The 18,868-nt window shown below is 73.0% G+C and carries 18 protein-coding genes; 12 read left to right on the forward strand and 6 right to left on the reverse strand.

All coding sequences use genetic code 11. The annotated features are described in order from the left end of the window. Positions 1-49: 49 nt before the first annotated feature. The 9 genes from rsmD (at position 50) to FHU28_RS09755 (ending at position 7,912) form a co-directional block, all read left to right on the forward strand. A complete protein-coding gene (rsmD, locus tag FHU28_RS09715; RefSeq protein ID WP_184682978.1) occupies positions 50-613 on the forward strand; it encodes a 16S rRNA (guanine(966)-N(2))-methyltransferase RsmD in 564 nt (187 codons plus the stop codon). Beyond that, positions 610-1,086 carry a pantetheine-phosphate adenylyltransferase gene (coaD, locus tag FHU28_RS09720; protein ID WP_073830395.1) on the forward strand — a complete coding sequence of 159 codons (477 nt, stop codon included), beginning with the start codon at positions 610-612 and terminating at the stop codon, positions 1,084-1,086. Before rsmD ends, coaD begins: the two co-directional genes overlap by 4 nt. 267 nt (positions 1,087-1,353) lie before the next feature. Beyond that, positions 1,354-1,851 (forward strand): SPFH domain-containing protein, encoded by a 498-nt coding sequence (locus FHU28_RS09725; RefSeq protein ID WP_184682980.1) that lies wholly within the window; start codon positions 1,354-1,356, stop codon positions 1,849-1,851. Positions 1,852-1,974: 123 nt separating this feature from the next. After that, the gene (locus FHU28_RS09730; protein ID WP_073830393.1) at positions 1,975-2,538 is read left to right on the forward strand and encodes a YceD family protein; all 564 of its coding nucleotides are present in this window, start codon (positions 1,975-1,977) and stop codon (positions 2,536-2,538) included. A gap of 5 nt (positions 2,539-2,543) precedes the next feature. Further along, a complete protein-coding gene (gene rpmF / locus FHU28_RS09735; RefSeq protein ID WP_073830392.1) occupies positions 2,544-2,717 on the forward strand; it encodes a 50S ribosomal protein L32 in 174 nt (57 codons plus the stop codon). A gap of 132 nt (positions 2,718-2,849) precedes the next feature. Beyond that, complete coding sequence (locus FHU28_RS09740; protein WP_184689378.1) at positions 2,850-3,809, forward strand: phosphate acyltransferase PlsX; 960 nt, start codon at positions 2,850-2,852, stop codon at positions 3,807-3,809. Then, positions 3,806-4,609: a ribonuclease III gene (rnc, locus tag FHU28_RS09745; protein WP_073830391.1), complete on the forward strand. Its 804-nt coding sequence runs from the start codon at positions 3,806-3,808 to the stop codon at positions 4,607-4,609. The genes FHU28_RS09740 and rnc overlap by 4 nt, the downstream gene beginning before the upstream one ends. Beyond that, a complete protein-coding gene (gene mutM, locus FHU28_RS09750) occupies positions 4,602-5,459 on the forward strand; it encodes a bifunctional DNA-formamidopyrimidine glycosylase/DNA-(apurinic or apyrimidinic site) lyase (RefSeq protein WP_184682982.1) in 858 nt (285 codons plus the stop codon). Before rnc ends, mutM begins: the two co-directional genes overlap by 8 nt. A 239-nt stretch (positions 5,460-5,698) precedes the next feature. Continuing rightward, entirely contained in the window at positions 5,699-7,912 is a 2,214-nt protein-coding gene (locus tag FHU28_RS09755) for an MMPL family transporter (protein WP_184682984.1), read from the forward strand. A gap of 577 nt (positions 7,913-8,489) precedes the next feature. On the opposite strand, the gene FHU28_RS09760 is transcribed toward FHU28_RS09755, so the two are convergent. Continuing rightward, a complete protein-coding gene (locus FHU28_RS09760; RefSeq protein ID WP_184682986.1) occupies positions 8,490-9,359 on the reverse strand; it encodes an endo alpha-1,4 polygalactosaminidase in 870 nt (289 codons plus the stop codon). 78 nt (positions 9,360-9,437) lie between these two features. Beyond that, positions 9,438-10,544: a CAP domain-containing protein gene (locus FHU28_RS09765; protein WP_184682988.1), complete on the reverse strand. Its 1,107-nt coding sequence runs from the start codon at positions 10,542-10,544 to the stop codon at positions 9,438-9,440. Between the two features lie 372 nt (positions 10,545-10,916). On the opposite strand from FHU28_RS09765, the gene FHU28_RS09770 reads away from it, so the two are divergent. The 3 genes from FHU28_RS09770 (at position 10,917) to FHU28_RS09780 (ending at position 15,640) form a co-directional block, all read left to right on the forward strand. Beyond that, a complete protein-coding gene (locus FHU28_RS09770; protein ID WP_013284566.1) occupies positions 10,917-11,111 on the forward strand; it encodes a hypothetical protein in 195 nt (64 codons plus the stop codon). Positions 11,112-11,426: 315 nt separating this feature from the next. Next, positions 11,427-15,026 carry a chromosome segregation protein SMC gene (gene smc / locus FHU28_RS09775; RefSeq protein ID WP_184682998.1) on the forward strand — a complete coding sequence of 1,200 codons (3,600 nt, stop codon included), beginning with the start codon at positions 11,427-11,429 and terminating at the stop codon, positions 15,024-15,026. Further along, the gene (locus FHU28_RS09780) at positions 15,023-15,640 is read left to right on the forward strand and encodes an HAD family hydrolase (protein ID WP_184683000.1); all 618 of its coding nucleotides are present in this window, start codon (positions 15,023-15,025) and stop codon (positions 15,638-15,640) included. Before smc ends, FHU28_RS09780 begins: the two co-directional genes overlap by 4 nt. A 6-nt stretch (positions 15,641-15,646) precedes the next feature. Here the strand turns inward: FHU28_RS09780 and FHU28_RS09785 are convergent, their stop codons facing one another. The 4 genes from FHU28_RS09785 to FHU28_RS09800 all read right to left on the reverse strand — a co-directional run bounded on the left by FHU28_RS09785 (position 15,647) and on the right by FHU28_RS09800 (position 18,862). Then, positions 15,647-16,174 carry a DinB family protein gene (locus tag FHU28_RS09785; RefSeq protein ID WP_184683003.1) on the reverse strand — a complete coding sequence of 176 codons (528 nt, stop codon included), beginning with the start codon at positions 16,172-16,174 and terminating at the stop codon, positions 15,647-15,649. Between the two features lie 65 nt (positions 16,175-16,239). Next, positions 16,240-16,728 (reverse strand): universal stress protein, encoded by a 489-nt coding sequence (locus tag FHU28_RS09790; protein WP_184683005.1) that lies wholly within the window; start codon positions 16,726-16,728, stop codon positions 16,240-16,242. A 2-nt stretch (positions 16,729-16,730) separates the two neighbouring features. Then, positions 16,731-18,326, reverse strand: a complete 1,596-nt coding sequence (locus FHU28_RS09795; protein ID WP_184683007.1) for an MDR family MFS transporter — start codon at positions 18,324-18,326, stop codon at positions 16,731-16,733. A gap of 110 nt (positions 18,327-18,436) precedes the next feature. Beyond that, positions 18,437-18,862 carry a MarR family winged helix-turn-helix transcriptional regulator gene (locus FHU28_RS09800; RefSeq protein WP_073830382.1) on the reverse strand — a complete coding sequence of 142 codons (426 nt, stop codon included), beginning with the start codon at positions 18,860-18,862 and terminating at the stop codon, positions 18,437-18,439. Between the last annotated feature and the right edge of the window lie 6 nt (positions 18,863-18,868).

An 18,868-nucleotide genomic window follows, 5' to 3' on the forward strand; every position in this document is an offset into this window, starting at 1 on the left:
ACCCCTGCACGCCCGTCGCGTAGCGTCGTGGCATGCGCAGGGAGCGACGGTGACCCGGATCGTGGCCGGCACGCTCGGCGGACGGCGGATCGCCGCGCCGCCCGGCGCGGGCACCCGGCCCACCTCGGACCGGGTCCGGGAAGCGTTGTTCAGCGCCGTCCAGGCCGATCTCGACCTGGACGGGGCCCGCTTCGCCGACCTGTACGCCGGTTCCGGCGCGGTCGGCCTGGAGGCGCTGTCCCGGGGCGCCGCGCACGTGCTGCTGGTCGAGTCCGACGCGCGGGCCGCCCGGGTCGTCCGGGAGAACATCGCCGCGCTCCGGGCCGCCCCCGCCGCGCGCCTGGTCACCGGCAAGGTCGCCACCGTGCTGGCCGCCGGTCCGGCCGACGGGCCGTATGACGTGGTCTTCGCCGATCCGCCTTACGCGGTGCCGGACACCGAGATCACCGCGATGCTGGCGGCGCTGGTCGACGGCGGCTGGCTCGCCCCGGACGCCCTGGTGATCGTCGAGCGGTCCAGCCGATCCGGACCGGTCACGTGGGTGGAAGGTGTCACTCCGGAGCGCAGCAGACGTTACGGCGAGACCACTCTTTGGTACGGTCGCCGATCATGAGACGTGCGGTCTGCCCGGGCTCGTTCGACCCGGTCACCAACGGTCACCTCGACATCATCGGCCGGGCCAGCCGGCTGTTCGACGAGGTGATCGTCGGGGTGCTGATCAACCAGTCGAAGCAGGGCCTGTTCACTGTCGAGGAGCGGATCGACATGCTCCACGAGGTCACCGCCTCGTACGACAACGTCCGGGTGGAGTCGTTCCGCGGCCTGCTCGTCGACTTCTGCCGCGCCCAGCAGGCGAGTGTGCTGATCAAGGGCCTGCGCGCGGTGAGCGACTTCGACTACGAGCTGCAGATGGCCCAGATGAACATCGGCCTGGCCGGCGTGGAGACGCTGTTCATGCCGACCAACCCGCTCTACTCGTTCATCTCGTCCAGCCTGATCAAGGACGTGGCGAAGTGGGGCGGCGACATCTCCGCCCACGTCCCCGACCTGGTCCGAGAGCAGCTGACCACCCGCCTCCGCCCCTGACCCCCCACCCCCACCCCCACCCCCCGGCTCCCCACTTCCGCGATCTTGCACTTTCGGCCCGGACATTCCTCCCGCAAGGGACGAGCGCCGGGCCGCAAGTGCAAGATCGCCCGGGTGGGCGGGGCGGCGACGGGCGACCGGGGGCGACGCGCCGGGTGGGGCGGGTGGGGCGTCGGTGGCTCGGGCGAGACATGATGTGTGCAGCGCCGAAGCCGGGCGCAGGCCGCATCATGGAGGGCGGCCGACGAAGACAGGAGTGAGGTACCGGTGGACCCGCTCGATCGCATCGACGAACTGATCGCCATGGTGGAGCAGGCCCGCTCCGTCCCGATGTCGCGCAACAACTGCATGGTCGACCGGGGCGAGATGATCGCCGCGCTCGACGAGTTGCGCGTGGAGCTTCCCGCCGACCTGCGCCGGGCCGCCGCGCTGCTGGAGGAGCGGGACAAGATCATGGAGGCCGGCAAGCGCGAGGCCGACCGAATCATCAGCGAGGGTGAGGCGGAACACGCCCGGCTGGTCTCGGTCAACGAGATCACCGTCTCGGCCGAGCACGAGGGCGCGCGGATCATCAGCGAGGCACGGGCCGAGGCGCAGCGCCTCCGCGAGGAGGTGGACGACTACGTCGACACCGCGCTGGCGAACTTCGAGCAGTTCCTCACCCGGGCGCTCGCCTCGATAGAGCGCGGCCGGGACAAGATGCACGCGCTGCGCGAGATCGGCACCTTCGCCGGGGACGAGGCGGACCGCCCGTTACCCTTCTGAGCGGCGCACGGGCCGGTCGCCGACAGCCGGCTGCCGCCGAGCCGGAGGTGCGCCCCCGGTTCGACGGTCCGCCGCCTGGCAGGTAACCTTCTTTGTCGGCCTCTCATCGGCCGGAGTCTGACTATGCCCAAACACTCGCCAAGCACACTCGACCCCAGGTCGCCGCTGGTCCTCGACACGAGGGAACTGCCGCGCCGACCTGGCGCGTTGCGTACGCACAAGCGGGTCGTGCCGGCACCGGCGGACCTCGGCGGGGAGTTGATCGGCGTGCCGGAGGGCGCGGACCTCGACCTCGACCTGAGGTTGGAGTCGGTGTCCGAGGGCGTGCTCGTCTCCGGGACCGTCACCGGTCCCGTCAAGGGCGAGTGCGGGCGCTGCCTGCGCGAGATCGACGACTCGTTGGCCGTGACGATCCAGGAGCTGTACGCGTACGAGAACAGCACCACGGACGACACGGCCGATGAGGACGAGGTGGGCCGGATGCAGGGCGATCTGATCGACCTGGAGCCGGCGTTGCGGGACGCGGTGGTGCTGGCGCTGCCGACCAACCCGCTCTGCCGGGAGGACTGCCCAGGGCTGTGCCCCGACTGCGGGGTGCACTGGGACGATCTGCCGGCCGATCACAGCCATCAGCAGGTCGACCCGCGTTGGGCGAGCCTGACGCAACTGACCCGTACAGAGGAGTAAGAACCGTGGCCGTCCCCAAGCGCAAGATGTCGCGCAGCAACACCCGCGCCCGCCGGGCGAACTGGAAGGCCTCGGTGGTGGCGACCGTGGCCTGCCCGCAGTGCAAGTCGGCCAAGCTGCCGCACGCCGCCTGCTCCGTCTGCGGCACCTACAACGGCCGTCAGGTCCTCGAGGTCTGACGCGGCCGCCAAGTGACGTCCCCGACCACCGGTCGGGTGACGCGCGCACCAAGGCTCTCGCCCGGTGCCCCGGCTCCCTTCACCGCCGACCGGCCCCCGGCCGGCGGACCGGCGGAGCCGGGCACCGCGCGGATCGCCGTCGACCTCCTCGGCGGGGACGATGCTCCCGCCGTCGTGGTTGACGGCGCTCTGCGAGCGGTACGCACTGATCCCGCCCTGCACCTGATGCTCGTCGGCCCGATCGAGGTGGCCGACGAGCTGATCGGTGCGCTCGACCCGGCGCAGCGAACCCGGGTCACTGTCCGCCCGGTGCGGGCCGCCGTCGGCATGGCCGACCATCCCACCGCCGCGCGCGGCGAGAGCACGGTACGCACGGCCGTGCAGGCCGTCCGCGACGGTCTCGCCGACGCCGTGGTCTCCGCCGGCTCGACCGGCGCCACCGTCACCGCCGCCGCGCTCGGCCTCGGGCGCTGGACCGGGATACGCCGGCCCGCGCTCGTCGCCACGCTGCCCGCCGTCGAAGGTCCGGTGGTGCTGCTGGACGTGGGCGGCACGCTCGAATCCGGTCCCGCCACGCTGGCCCGGCACGCCGTCCTGGGCGCCGCCTACGCGGCCGTGGCGCACTTCGTCACCGCGCCCCGCGTCGGGCTGCTCTCCGTCGGCCACGAGACCGGCAAGGGCGACCGGCTGCGCCGGCACGCCGACCCCGCGCTCGCCGCCCTCGCGCTGCCCTGTGACGCACGCTACGTCGGCCTGGTCGAGGGGTACGACATCTCCCTCGGCGCCCGTGCCGACGTGGTGGTGACCGACGGCTTCACCGGCAACGTCCTGTTGAAGGCCATCGAGGGCGCGTACGCGATGGCCGGTGGCCCTCCGCCGAAAGGCGGCGCGCCCCGCGCCGCCGCCCTGCTCGGGGTGGGCGGCACCGTGGTCGTCTGCCACGGCGCGGCCGGCTCCGAGGACGTCGCCTCGGGTATCGCCCTGGCCGCTCATCTCTGGCGCCGTGACGCCGCCGGGACGGTCCGCGCCCTGCTCGCCGATGTTCCGCACGAATCCGCACCTGACCGACACGACACCGAGGTAGCACCATGACCAACGACAAGCGGCGGCGTGCTCCCGTCGGCCACCTGGAGGCGGCCTTCGGGGTGTCGCTCGACCCGGAGCTGCTGGAACGCGCGCTGACCCACCGCTCGTACGCGTACGAGAACGGCGGCCTGCCCACGAACGAGCGGCTGGAGTTCCTGGGCGACTCGGTTCTCGGCGTGGTGATCACCACCGCGCTGTTCCACAACCACCCCGACCTGGCCGAGGGGCAGTTGGCGAAGCTGCGCGCGAGCGTGGTCAACATGCGCGCGCTGGCCGACGTGGCGCGTGGCCTGGGCCCGGACGGGCTGGGCGCGTACCTGCTGCTGGGCAAGGGCGAGGAGGCCACCGGGGGGCGGGACAAGGCGAGCATCCTGGCCGACACGCTGGAGGCGCTGCTGGGCGCGATCTACCTCCAGTACGGCCTGGACACCGCGGCCATCGTGATCCACCGGCTCTTCGACCCGCTGATGGCCGAGTCGGCGGGCCGGGGCGCGGCGCTGGACTGGAAGACCAGCCTCCAGGAGCTGACCGCCGCGCTGGGGCTCGGCGTGCCCGAGTACCGGATCGAGGGCACCGGGCCGGACCACCTGAAGACGTTCACCGCCTGGGTGGTGGTCGCCGGCAACCGCTACGGCGGCGCGGAGGGGCGCAGCAAGAAGGAGGCCGAGCAGCGCGCCGCCGAGTCGGCCTGGCGGACGATCACCGAGCGGGCCGAGGCCGAGGCCGAGGCGGCGGCCGGAGCGCGGGACGAGGCGGCGGGGCAGGACGAGGCGGCCGACGTCGAGGCGGGCGCCGGCCGTGCCTGAGCTGCCCGAGGTCGAGACCGTCCGGCAGGGGCTGGCCCAGTGGGTGATCGGGCGGCGGATCGCCGCCGTCGAGGTGCGACACCCCCGGGCGGTACGCCGGCACGCGCCGGGCGGCGCGCACTTCGCCGACGTGCTCGCCGGCCGGACGATCACCGGCGTATGCCGCCGCGGCAAGTACCTCTGGCTGCCGCTGGACAGCGGCGACGCGGTGATCGGCCACCTCGGCATGTCCGGCCAGCTGCTGTTGCAGCCGGTCGGCGCGGCCGACGAGCTGCACCTGCGGGTCCGGTTCCGGTTCGCCGACGACGGGCCGGAGCTGCGCTTCGTCGACCAGCGCACGTTCGGCGGGCTGTCCGTCTCCGAAGGCGGGGCGGAGCTGCCCGCCGAGATCGCGCACATCGCCCGCGACCCGATGGACCCGGAGTTCTCCGACGAGGCGTTCGTGACGGCGCTGCGCCGCAAGCGTACGGAGATCAAACGCGCGCTGCTCGACCAGACGCTGATCTCCGGGGTGGGCAACATCTACGCCGACGAGGCACTGTGGCGGGCGAAGCTGCACGGCGCCCGTCCGACCGACGCGCTGACCCGCCCGGCCGCGCTGCGGCTGCTCGGGCACGTGCGGGACGTGCTCGCCGAGGCGATCAAGCAGGGCGGCACCAGCTTCGACGAGCTGTACGTGAACGTCAACGGCGAGAGCGGCTACTTCGACAGGTCGCTGAACGCGTACGGCCGGGAGGGGGAGCCCTGCCCGCGCTGCGGCGCGCCGATCCGGCGTGAGGCGTTCATGAACCGGTCCTCCTACAGTTGCCCGCGGTGTCAGCCGCGGCCCCGGGGCACCCTCCGGGGATGACCCCGAGCCGGTTCGGGGTTGCGCCGGTGTGCATCGCCGGGCGGTCCCCGGAGACGCGCCGGAGCGTACCCGGAGATGTCCTTTTGCGCCCGGTCGGCGCGGCCGGTTCCGGCCGCGTCGACCGCGTTCGCGGGATCGGGGACGAGCGGGGGCCGTTCCCCGATGTCGGGGCCCCGCCTGCTGCCTAGCGTCATCTGGGGTCGGCACAGGGCCGGCACCAGGAGGGTGGAACCCGGGACATGGGCAGGCGACCGGTGACCGTGCGGTTGGCACGGTGGAGTGCGGAGCATCCGTGGCGCGCGATCGCGTTGTGGGTGGTCTTCGTGGCGGTGTGTTTCGTCGGCGGCAGCGCCGCCGGGCTGAACGAGGCGACCGACGAGGATCAGGCGATCGGCGAGTTCGGGCGGGCACAGCTGATCGTCGACAGTGGCGGGTTCGACCAGCCGGCGACCGAGAACGTGCTGATCACCGCCCGCTCGGGGATGCTCGACCAGTCGGCGGCGAAGGCCGCGGCCCAGGACGCGGCCGACCGGCTGCGGCAGGTCGACGGCGTGGCCTCGATCGGTACGCCGATGCCGTCGCGCGACGGCATCGCGCTGCTGCTGCCGATCACCATGTCCGGCGACCCGGGAACCGCCGGGGACCGGGTGCAGCCGCTGCGGGACACCACCGCGAAGGTGCAGGACGCGCACCCGCAGCTGCGGGTGGAGCAGGTCGGCGGCCCGTCGATCGACAAGGCGCTCGACGACACGCTCGGCAAGGACTTCAAGCGCGCCGAGCTGCTCAGCCTGCCGGTGACGCTGGCCATCCTGATCATCGCGTTCGGCGCGCTGATCGCCGCCGGGGTGCCGGTGCTGCTGGCGCTCTCCTCGGTGGCCGCCGCGATGGGACTCTCCACACTCGCCTCGCACCTGGTGCCGGCCACCGACACCACCGCCAGCGTCATCCTGCTGATCGGCATGGCGGTCGGGGTGGACTACTCGCTGTTCTACGTGCGGCGCGAGCGTGAGGAACGAGCGAAGGGCCGTTCCGGCCTGGACGCGGTGGAGATCGCGGCGGAGACCTCCGGGCACGCCGTGGTGGTCTCCGGCACCGCCGTGATCATCTCGATGGGCGGTCTGCTGCTCGCCCAGGACGCGATCTTCTCGTCCCTGGCCGTCGGCTCGATCCTGGTGGTGGCGGTCGCCGTGATCGGCTCGCTGACCGTGCTGCCGGCGCTGCTGGCGAAGCTGGGCCGCTGGGTCGACCGGCCCCGGGTGCCGCTGCTCTGGCGTCTCACCGCGCCGCGCGACGGTCAGCCCGCCCGGCCCCGGTTCTGGCCGGCGGTGCTCAAGCCCGCGCTGCGCGCGCCGGTGGCCACGCTGCTGATCTCGGTGGCGCTGCTGCTCGCGCTGGCCGCGCCCGCGCTCGGCATGAAGCTGAAGTTCCCCGGCCCGGAGGACGTGCCGCGCAACACCGCGGCCATGCAGGCGTACGACCGGCTCACCGCCGCCTTCCCGAGCAACGGCACCAGCCACACCGTCGCCGTGCGGGCGCCCGCCGAGCAGGCCGACCGGGTGCGGGCCGCGCTCACCGACCTCGCCGGCCGTACCGCCGCGGACCCGCTCTTCGCGCCGGCCGAGGCGGACGGCCCGGAGATCCAGGTGTCGGCGGACCGGCGGGTGTCGGTGCTGGAGGTGGCGACGCCGCACGCCAGCCGCTCCGACGAGGCGTCCCGGTCACTGCACGAGCTGCGCGAGGACCTGGTCCCGGCCACGCTCGGCGCCATCCCGGGCCTGGAGTACGCGGTCGGCGGCGGCGTGGCCGCCAGCGAGGACTACGCCGCCCACATCTGGGCGAAGCTGCCGATCGTCGCCGCGTTCGTGCTGGCGCTGACGTTCCTGGTGATGGCGTGGACGTTCCGGTCGGTGGTGGTGGCGCTGACCTCGATCGTGCTGAACCTGCTCTCCGCCGGGGCCGCGTACGGGCTGCTGGTGCTGGTCTTCCAGAGCACCTGGGCGGAAGGGCTGCTCGGCTTCACCTCGATGGACGCGATCGTCACCTGGCTGCCGCTGTTCCTGTTCGTGGTTCTCTTCGGACTGTCCATGGACTACCACGTCTTCGTGGTCAGCCGGATCCGTGAGGCGGTCGACCGGGGCATGCCCAACCGGGAGGCGGTGGCACACGGCATCACCTCCTCGGCCGGGGTGGTGACCAGCGCGGCGGTGGTGATGGTGGCGGTGTTCTCCATCTTCGCCACGCTCAGCATGATCGACTTCAAGCAGCTCGGCATCGGCCTGGCGGCGGCGATCCTGCTGGACGCCACGATCATCCGAGCGGTCGTGCTGCCCTCGGTGATGACGCTGCTGGGGGACGCGAACTGGTGGGCGCCGCGCTTCATGCGCCGCCGTACGGCCGCCGGGGCGGTCGAGCCGCCGCCCGCCCCGGCGCCGGAGTTGGTCGGCGTCCACTGAGCCCGATCGGACCCGCCCCGATCGGACCCGCCCCGGCCGGCTCCAGCCGGGGCTCGGTCCGGCGGCAACCAGCGGCCCGAGCAGCTTGACATCCGTCCGGCTCGGTGCCGGCCGCCGAGAAGGCATCCGTGTTCGCGCGGTATACCTGAGAGTCATAATTATGACTCTCAGGTATACCGCGTTCTGTGCATCTCTTCGCCAGTGAGGTCACGGAGAGTATCGGCAGTTCTCGTGGCCGCCCTGACGGCGGATGGCCGGAGGTGCCGGCCTCGGAGCAGGGTCGAGGCGGTGGATTGACGCCCGACCTGCGGGGCGTCTGGGCGGCATGGACGAAGAGCTATTGCCGGCGGCCCGTCGCGCCCTGGCTCCCGCATCCCCCCGGATCGCGTCGTGAGCAGCGACGTCGCGGCCGGCACCGTACGGACCAACGTCCCGGCGCGCCTCGACCGGCTGCCGTGGTCCCGCTGGCACTGGATGATCGTGATCGGCCTCGGCACGGTCTGCCGAAGGCAGGTCTCTGGAGGACCTCGAAACCACCATTCCGGCCCCCGGCGCGACCACCGGCTGAGCTGTGCCGTCACGGCAGCACGCAGGGTTCCCGCCAGGCGTCCAGTTGCCGATCCTTGCGGATCGAGGCGAAGCTGTAGCCGACCGAGGTGACGCAGAAGTCCGCCGGCTCACCCGTGTACTCGACGTGGAAGACCGGCTTGCCGGCGTCGACGAACGGCAGCAGTTTCGCGCACTCGCGGCGGCGTACGCACTCCTGGTTGACCGCGAAGTCGAAGTCGGGCGCCAGCGCGGCCACCTGCGCCACGTCGTCGACCAGTCCGGGGGAGAGGCCGAGCTTGCGGGCCAGCCCGGCCAGCCGACGGTTGAACAGCAACTGGTCGTCGAAGTCCAGCGGGAAGCCGGAGCGGTACCGGTAGCCGTCCGCGTCGGCCAGTGCCACCGCACCGAAGCCCTTGCCCCGGCACAGCCGGAACCGGTCGGCCAGCACCGGCGCGAGCGCGTCCCAGCGCCGTACGTCCAGGAAGCGGCTCCCCGGTCGTCCGGGTACTGCCGAGCCGCGTACGGCGGCGGGGAAGCGGGTGGCGTCCGGATCGTCGGCGGCGTACGTGCCGACCCGGACGTGGCAGACCAGCCGGCGGCCCTGCTCGCGCAGCGCGGCGGTCTCGGTCGAGGTGGTCGCCACCGGGTCGAGAAGGAAGACGTCGGCGTCGACGGTGACGTCCACCGGGGTGGTGAGCTGCCACTGCCACCGCCACCTGTCGGCCTGCGCGACCGGCCAGGGCGTGGGCGCGCCGGGCGGGGTGATCGGCCGCCGGCAGGCCGGCGCCGGGGCGAGCAGCAGCGCGGTCAGTGCGAGCGCCACGCCCCGGCGCGGGCCACGTCGGCGGACGCGGGCCGGCCGGGCGCGCGGCACGGCCCACCCCGGCCGGATCCGCATCGACGACTCCCCGGACGCGGGCGGCCCGACGCCGCCCCCGACCGGTCAACGAGCGCCGGGCGGGTCACGACGCGCGGGTCACGCCGGGGTGGCGAAGACCTGCGTCCAGTACGGCCCGTTGCTGCGCGCCAGACCCATCCCGATCTGGGTGTACCCGCAGTTGAGGATGTTCTTCCGGTGCCCCTCGGAGTTCATCCAGCCGTCCATCACCTCGGCCGCGGTCTGATAGCCCCAGGCGACGTTCTCGCCCACCATGCTGTAGTTGTAGCCGGCGCGCTTCACCCGGTCCCAGGGCTTGCTGCCGTCGCTGCCGTTGTGGTCCATCTTCTTGTGGTCGGCCTGGTCCTGGCTGTGCCGCTGGGCGGCCAGGTTCAGCTTGGCGTTCACGGTCAGCGCCTTGCAGCCGGCCTTCGCCCGCTCCTCGTTCACCAGCGTGACGACCTTCCGGAGTTCCGCACTCAGCGCGGTCGTGGCGGTGGCCTTGGTGGCCCCGGTGCCGCCGCCGCTCGGGGCGCTGCTGCGCTCCTGCTGCCGCGACGGCGCGGTGCTGCGGCTCGGCTTCGGAGTGGCCTTCTTCGACGGGCTCGGCTCGACGGTGGTCGGTACGGCCGACGGGCTGGCCGACCCGGGAGCGAGCGCGTCCGCGGGGCCGTCCCCGGCATCCTCGGGCGCCTGCGGCGCGGCGGCCACCGGCGCGTCGGCGGAGGTCCGCTTCGCGCCCTGGTCGTCGCCGGGCAGCAGGACCGCTCCCACGCCGAGACTCACCACGAGCGTCGCCGCGGCGGCGGCCCCGCCGATCACGAGCGGCCGGGACAGGCGCCGCTTGCGGCGTCGCGGCTCGTCGGCCGGGATGTCGCTCGCCGGCTGCCAGGTCGCGGCGGGCTGCTCCCAGCCGCCGGCCGGCTGCTCGTGGCCGTGCCACGCGGGCTCCTGGCCGTGCCAGGCGGCCGTGGGCTGCTCCTCGCCGTTCCACCGGTCGCGGGGCGGCGGGTAGGAGCCGGCCGGCTCGGCGTCGTAACCGGCGGGGCCGTAGCCAGCGGGCGCCTGCTGCTGCGCTCCGTCTCCGAAGAGGTACGACGACCGCGGCTCGGGCCGGTCGGTGAGCCACGCCGGACCCTCGTCGGTCGGCTGCTCGGGGCGCCGGGGGGTGCCCTCCGGGTCGATCGGGTCGTTCCAGCGGTACACGCCTGTCCCCTCCACGGGTTGGTTACGGGCCGGGGTGACGCTACGGGCGCGCTCGGAGCTGCGGCAACGTGGCTAAGGAAGAGTTAAGGCCAAGCAGCCGCCGGGGGTGAGGCGTTCACACATTTCCGGCGTACAGTAAAGGTGTCCGGACAGAGCGTGTCCGCGCCTTGTGGCAGCCCCCCGGCGAGTGGCCCGGCCGACGTGGAGATGATCTACGGCCTTGGTCAACTTGACGAAGCAGGGGTTTCGGCTCAATATAGTGGTGTCGCCAGTCGCGCCCAGCCATGCCCCGATGCAGTGGGAATGGTAGCCGCGAACATCATGGGCGCGCGTTGGCCGGCCTTTCCGGCAGCGCACATCAAGGAGTTCAGCATGGCGAAGGCCCTCTACGGCCACGTAAGTGCAGCGCCCGACCGGCGCCTGCTCGACGAGGTCACCCGTCTGCGTGCCAGGGTTCAGGCACTGGAGTTCGAGATCACGCGTCTGCGTGCCGACAACGATCGGCTTGCGGCGGCAGCGGCGGAGGCAGACGACCTCCTCCGTCTGGCCGAGCCCGCGCTGACCTGATCTCCAGTCGCCGGAAAACTGAATCGCACCACACCGAAAAGCGCGCCGACACTCAAGTGCCGGCGCGCAGCCATGTGCGTACCCCTTTTGGTGGTTCCCGCCGTAATTCTCGATCTTGCGAAACCGCCCCGAATTGCGCCCGGTAATTGTGATCATGCATTTCCGTTCGCTCCGCGACGGCCGGGCGGAAAACGGACACCGCGGGCGTCGGGTGGGTCGCGTCGCGGCGGCGTCGCGGTCCCGGGTTAGTCTGCGGGTTCACCAGGTCCGCGCAGCCGGCGACGGTGCGGCGGCCACCGGACGAGGATCGAGAAGGTGCATCTCAAGAGCCTGACGGTGAAGGGCTTCAAGTCCTTCGCCTCCGCCACGACGTTGAAGCTGGAGCCCGGGATCACCTGTGTGGTGGGCCCGAACGGCTCCGGCAAGTCCAACGTCGTCGACGCCATCGCCTGGGTACTCGGCGAGCAGGGCGCCAAGGCGCTGCGCGGCGGCAAGATGGAGGACGTCATCTTCGCCGGCACCGCCGGACGCGCGCCGCTGGGCCGGGCCGAGGTCACCCTCACCATCGACAACACCGACGGCGCGCTGCCGATCGAGTACACCGAGGTCTCCATCACCCGCCGGATGTTCCGCTCCGGCGAGAGCGAGTACGAGATCAACGGCGACTCCTGCCGCCTGCTCGACATCCAGGAACTGCTCTCCGACTCGGGCATCGGCCGCGAGATGCACATCATCGTCGGGCAGGGCCGGCTCGACGGCATGCTGCACGCGAAGCCGGAGGACCGGCGGGCGTTCATCGAGGAGGCGGCCGGCGTCCTCAAGCACCGCAAGCGCAAGGAAAAGGCGCTGCGGAAGCTCGACGCGATGCAGACCAACCTCAACCGCCTGACCGACCTCACCGCTGAGCTGCGCCGCCAGCTCAAGCCGCTGGGCCGGCAGGCCGAGGTGGCCCGCCGCGCCGCCGCCATCCAGGCCAACCTGCGCGACGCCCGGCTGCGGCTGCTCGCCGACGACCTGCACACGCTGCGGACCACACTGGACAAGGAGATCGCCGACGAGACGGCGCTGCGGGAGCGGCGTGAGCTGATCGAGGCCGAGCACGGCGAGGTGCAGGGCCGCCTCGGCGAGCTGGAGGCGGCGCTGGCCGAGGACGCGCCGCTGCTGGCGGCGGCGCAGGACACCTGGTACCGCCTCTCCGCCCTCCAGGAGCGGTTCCGCTCGATCGAGCAACTGGCCCGGGAGCGGCTGCGTCACCTCAGCGCCGCCGGCGACGACGAGCGCCCCGGCCGCGACCCGGAGCAGCTGGAGGCGGAGTCGCGGCGGGTCCGCGAGCAGGAGGAGGAGCTGCGGGCCGCGCTCACCGAGGACCAGATCCGGCTGGCCGAGGCGGTCGAGCACCGGCAGGAGCTGGAACGGCAGCTCGCCGCCGCCGAGCGGGAACTGGTCGCCGCCGCCAAGGCGATCGCCGACCGGCGCGAAGGGCTGGCCCGCCTGACCGGACAGGTGAACTCCGCCCGGGCGCGGACCACCAGCGCCGGTGAGGAGATCGAACGGCTCGCCGCCGCGCACGCCGACGCGATGGGCCGGGCCGAGAAGGCGCAGGCCGACCTGGACGCGGTCGCCGAGCAGTCGACCGAGGCCGACCGGGACAACGCCGACCTGGACGCCCGGCACGACGAGGCGGTGGCCGTACACGAGCGGGCCCAGGCGGCGGTGCGCAGCCTGACCGACGGGGAGCGCACCGCGGAGAAGGACGCCGCCACCTGGAAGGCCCGCGAGGAGGCGCTCGCGATGGGCCTGCGCCGCAAGGACGGCGCCGGTGAGCTGCTGGCCCGCGCCGACCAGGTGCCCGGCCTGCTCGGCAGCCTCGCCGGGCTGCTCACCGTCGCCCCCGGCGACGAGGCGGCGCTCGCCGCCGCGCTGGGTGGGCTCGCCGACGCGGTGGCCGTCACCGGCGTGGACGAGGCGGTCGAGGCGATGCGGCTGCTCAAGATCTCCGACGCCGGCCGGGCCGGGCTGCTGGTCGGCAGCCCTGCCGGGCCGGGCATGGACGGCTCCGCGGACGCCCTGCGCCCGAAGCTGCCCGAGGGCGCGCGCTGGGCGCCCGACCTGGTGGAGTGCTCGGCCGCGATCCGGCCGGCCGTGCACCGGGCGCTGCGCGACGTCGCGCTCGTCGACGACCTGGCCGCCGCGTCCGCGCTCGTCGCCGCGAACCCGGAGCTGCGCGCGGTCACCCCCGACGGCGACGTGGTCGGTGCCTACGCGGCGGCGGGCGGGTCGGCCAAGGCCCCCAGCTTCATCGAGGTGCAGGCCGCCGTCGAGGAGGCGCGGGCGAACCGCGCCACCGCCGAGCGGACCGCCGCCGAGCTGCGGGAACAGCTTGCCGAGGCGCGCGCCGAGGTGGCTGCCGCCAAGGAGGCCGTGCAGCACGCCGCCGCCGCCAAGCGGGAGGCGGAGAGCCACCGCAACGCCGCCGCGCGCCGCCTCGCCGAACTGGGCGCGGCCGCCCGGTCGGCGAAGGCGGAGACCGACCGGCTCGGCGAGTCCCGGGCACGCGCCGAGGCGGCCCGGGAACGGGATCTCGCGGCGCTGGCCGAGCTGGAGGAACGGCTGCGGCTGGCCGAGGTCACCCCGCTCGACGCCGAACCGTCCACCGAGGAACGGGACCAGCTCGCCGCCATGGTGCCGCAGGCACGGCAGAACGAGATGGAGGTCCGGCTCGCGGTGCGTACCGCCGAGGAGCGGGTGGCCTCGATCGCCGGACGGGCCGACTCGCTGGCCCGGCAGGCCACCGCCGAACGCGCGGCGCGGGAGCGCGCCGCCGCCCGGCGCGCGGCCCGCGCCCGCGGCGCCCAGATCGCCCGCGCCGTGGTCGGCGGCGCCCGGGAGGCGCTCACCCGGCTCACCGACTCGATCGCCCGGGCCGAGGAGCACCGCGACGCCGTCGCCCGCGAGCGCGCCGCCCGCGAGGCCGAGTTGTCCGAGGTACGCGGCGCGGCCAAGCGCCTCGCCGCCGAGCTGGAACGGCTCACCAGCCAGGTGCACCGCGACGAGGTGGCCCGCGCGGAGCAGCGGATGCGCATCGAGCAGCTGGAGGCCAAGGCCGCCGAGGACTTCGGCCTGGACGTGGCCACGCTCGTCGCCGAGTACGGCCCCGACCGGCTCGTCCCGCCCACCGACGCGGACGTGGCGCTGGCCGAGAAGGACGGCCGTCCGGTGCCGGACCCGGTGCGCTACGAGCGGCCGGTGCAGGAGAAGCGGGCCGCCAAGGCGGAACGGGAACTGGCCCTGCTGGGCAAGGTGAACCCGCTCGCGCTGGAGGAGTTCGCCGCGCTGGAGGAGCGCTTCAAGTTCCTCTCCGAGCAGCTGGAGGATCTCAAGGCCACCCGGCGCGATCTGCTCACCGTGGTCAAGGACGTGGACGACCGGATCCTGGAGGTCTTCGCCAGCGCGTTCGAAGACACCGCCCGGGAGTTCGAGCAGGTCTTCACGGTGCTGTTCCCCGGCGGCGAGGGCCGGCTGATTCTCACCGACCCGGAGGACATGCTCACCACCGGTGTCGAGGTCGAGGCCCGGCCGCCGGGGAAGAAGATCAAGCGGCTCTCGCTGCTCTCCGGCGGGGAGCGGTCGCTGACCGCCGTGGCGATGCTCGTGGCGATCTTCCGCGCCCGGCCCAGCCCGTTCTACATCATGGACGAGGTGGAGGCGGCGCTCGACGACGTGAACCTGGGCCGCCTGATCACGCTGCTGGCACAGTTGCGGGAGAAGAGCCAGCTGATCGTGATCACGCACCAGAAGCGGACCATGGAGATCGCCGACGCGCTGTACGGGGTGACAATGCGGGCCGGCGTGACCCAGGTGATCAGCCAGCGGCTCAACCGGGCCGACGACGAGGAACAGGTGACGAGCGAGTGAGTCGGGAACGCGCCACGGCGCTCCTGGTGGACTTCGACGGCGTGCTGCGCCGCTGGGATCCGGCGGTGGCCGCCGGCGTCGAGCGGGAGTACGGGCTGACCGAGGGTGTCCTCGGTGAGATCGCGATGTCCTGGGGACTGCTCCAGCCGGTGCTGACCGGCCAGGTCAGCCACGCCCAGTGGATGGTGAGCGTGGCCGACGCGTTGACCCCCGCGGTCGGCGCGGACCGGGCCCGTGCTGCGGTTCAGGAGTGGCAGAGCTACCGCGGCGAGGTGGACCCGCACGTGCTGGCGTTCATCCGCGAGGTGCGGGCGGGCGGCATCCGGGTCGGGCTGGGCACGAACGCCACCGACCTGCTCGACGCCGACCTGGCCGCGCTGGGCCTGACCGAGGAACTGGACGTGATCGTCAACTCCTCTGTCGTCGGAGTGCACAAGCCGGCGAAGGAGTACTTCCAGGCCGCCTGCGAGGCGCTGGGGACGCCCCCGGCCCGGGTGCTGTTCGTCGACGACGAGGACCGCGCGGTGGCCGGCGCCCGGGTGGCCGGGCTGTCCGCCCACCGCTGGAGCGGCCCGGCCGACCTGCGCTACCTGCGGGCGGCGCTGGCGTACTGAGCCGGCTCAGGTGCCGGTGACGCCGTCGATGCGTTCCCGGATCAGATCGGCGTGGCCGTTGTGCCGGGCGTACTCCTCGATCATGTGGACGTACACCCAGCGGAGGCTGATCTCGTTCGTGGCCTCGCCCCGGCGGTGCACGAACGTGTGCTCCAGCGGCAGTTCGGCGACGGCCCGGTCGGCTGCCTCGATCTCGGCCCGCAGGGTGGCGAACGCCTCGGCCGGGTCGGCGTCGGCGATGCCGTTGAGGTCCGCGTCCGGGTCGGTGCTGTAGTCGTAGAGGTCGGGCAACTCCAGGGCGGCGGCGCGGTGGCGGAACCACCACCGCTCCACGTCGGCCATGTGCCGGACCAGGCCGAGCAGGGTCAGCCCGGAGGGCTCCACGCTGGGCGTGCGCAGCTGCTCGGCGGTCAGCCCGGCGCACTTGTGCACCAGGGTGTCGCGGTGCAGGTCGAGCCAGCCCTGCAACATGGTGCGCTCGTCGGCGACGAAAGGCTCGTGGCGGCGGTCGATCTCAGGTGCTCTCCAGGTCATCCGGAGGATGTTAGGCGGGCGCCCCGCCATCTCGCGAGGCGTTAACCGGGGCCCCGCCTGACCGCTCAGGGCACCACGGCGACCGGCCACCGGCCGGTACGGACCAGCCGGGTGGCGACCGAGCCGACCAGCTTGTGCCCGGCCTGCTCGGAGGAGCCGACCACGACCATGTCGGCCCGGTGCTCGTCGGCGGCCCGGCACAGCTCGGTGTAGGCGTCGCCACGCCGGCACAGGAACGTCACCGGCAGGTCCAGTTCCTCGGCTCCACGCCGGCACTCGTCGCGCAGTTCGTCGGCCAGCTCGTCGTGGGTCTGCTGGACCGCGCCGGCCACCACGCCGGAGAGCATCGCGCTGTACGTGGCCGCCGCGCTGACGAACACGGCCACCAGCGCGGCGCCCTGGCGGCGGGCCAGCCCGGCGGCGTAGGCGGCGGCGCGCATCGAGGTGCGGCTGCCGTCCACGCCGACGAGCACCACCCGCGGCCCGTCCGTACCCCGCTCGTAGGGCGACGGCCGGGTCCGCGGGCCGTACCGCTCACGTTCCGGGGCGTTCATCGTCAGCCCCGCCCTGCGGTGTGGACCACGGCTGTCGTCTCCGGCCCGGTCGGGTCGGGGACCGGCTCGGCGTTGGAGCGGCGCAGCGGCACCTCCCGGATGAGGACCACAGCGACCAGGGCGAGCAGCCCGAACGGGGCGGCGGCCAGGAAGATGTCGCCGGCGGCGTGTCCGTACGCGGACTCGACGACGGTCCGGATCGGGCCGGGCAGCGTGTGCACGTCCGGCAGTCCACCGCCGCCGGAGCCGGTGGCGGGAATGCCCAGCCGGCTCAGGCCGTCGGCCATGTAGCCGGTGACCCGGTGACCGAGCACCGCGCCGAGCGCGCTGACGCCGATCGCGCCGCCGAGGCTGCGGAAGAAGGACACCACCGAGCTTGCCGCGCCGAGTTCGTCCGGGCGGACCGTGTTCTGCACGGCGAGCACCAGGTTCTGCATGGACATGCCGACGCCGAGACCGATGAGCGCCATGAAGACGGCGAGGTGCCAGTACGGCGTGTCCGCCCGCATGGTGCCCATCAGCGCGAAGCCGGCGGTGAGCAGCACCGAGCCGATGACCAGCCAGCTCTTCCAGCGGCCGGTGGCGGTGATGATCCGGCCGACCACCGTCGAGGAGACCAGCAGGCCGCCGATCATGGGAAGCGTCATCAGGCCGGACATGGTGGGGCTGGCGCCGCGGCTGATCTGGAAGTACTGCCCGAGGAACACCGAGGCGCCGAACATGCCGACGCCGACCGCGATGCTGGCGATGACGGCGAGCGTGATGGTGCGGTTGCGGAAGAGGTGCGGCGGGATCATCGGGTCGGCGGCACGCTTCTCGACCCGGACGGCGAGCGCGCCGAGCAGCGCGGCGCCGGTCACCATCGCACCGCTGGTCCAGGAGATCCAGTCGTACTTGTCACCGGCCAGGGTGATCCAGACCAGCAGCAGCGACACGGCGGCGGTGATGAGCGTGGCGCCCCACCAGTCGATCTTCACGTCGCGCTTGACCACCGGCAGCCGAAGCGTCCGCTGGAGCACGATCAGGGCGAGCACGGCGAACGGCACGCCGACGTAGAAGCACCAGCGCCAGCCGAGCCAGGAGGTGTCCACGATCACGCCGCCGATCAGCGGGCCGCCGATCGTGCCGACGGCCATCACGGCGCCGAGGTAGCCGCTGTACCGGCCGCGCTCACGCGGGGCGATCATCGTCGCCATGATCACCTGGGCGAGGGCGGTGAGGCCGCCCGCGCCGACGCCCTGCACCACCCGGCAGGCGATCAGCTCGCTGGTGGTCTGCGCCTGCCCGGCGAGCACCGAGCCCAGCACGAAGACCACCAGGGAGATCTGGACCAGCAGCTTCTTGCTGAACAGGTCGGAGAGCTTGCCCCAGATGGGCGTGGTCGCTGTGGTCGCCAGCAGCGTCGAGGTGACCACCCAGGTGTACGCGGACTGGCCGCCGCGCAGGTCCGTGATGATTCGCGGCAGCGCGTTGGAGACGACCGTGGAGGAGAGGATCGCGACGAACATGCCCAGCAGCAGGCCGGAGAGCGCCTCCAGGATCTGCCGGTGGGACATGTCGACGGCGGTCGCCCGGGCGGGCGCAGTCGCCTGAGTCATCGTGGATTGCCTCCGGAACGGGGGAGAAACGTTGCCTAGGGCAACCGTAGGGTGTGGTTGCCTAAAGCAACAACTTGTGGCGGGGCGGCTTTGTTCCGGAGCGGGCCCCGTCAGAACGACTCGTTGAAGCGGTGCATCAGCCGGGCGAGGTCCGCCACATCCTCTTTCGGCCAGCTCTCCAGCGAACGCCTTATTTGTCCGAGTCGGGCCGCGCGAGCCGCGTCGAACCGCCGCGTGCCCTCCTCGGTGAGGCTGAGCTGGGCCGCCCGCCGATCGGTGGGGTCCGGGTCCCGGCGTACCAGGCCCAGCGCCTCCAGCCCGCCGATCTGCCGGCTCAGCGTGCCCTTGCCGATGCCCAGCTTGACGGCCAGGTCGGTGAGCCGGGTCGACCCCGACCGCCGCAGCCAGAGCAGCAGGCCGTACGCGTTGGGCTCCAGGTTCGGATGGACCTCGCGGGCGATCTCCCAGGACAGCGCCCGGCCGCGGCGCAGCAGCGCGGTCAACTCGTGCTCCACGGCGCGCAGCGTCTCGTCCACGCTCAG

Origin of the sequence: Micromonospora echinospora, assembly GCF_014203425.1 — a bacterium.
Classification (GTDB): Bacteria; Actinomycetota; Actinomycetes; order Mycobacteriales; family Micromonosporaceae; genus Micromonospora; species Micromonospora echinospora_A.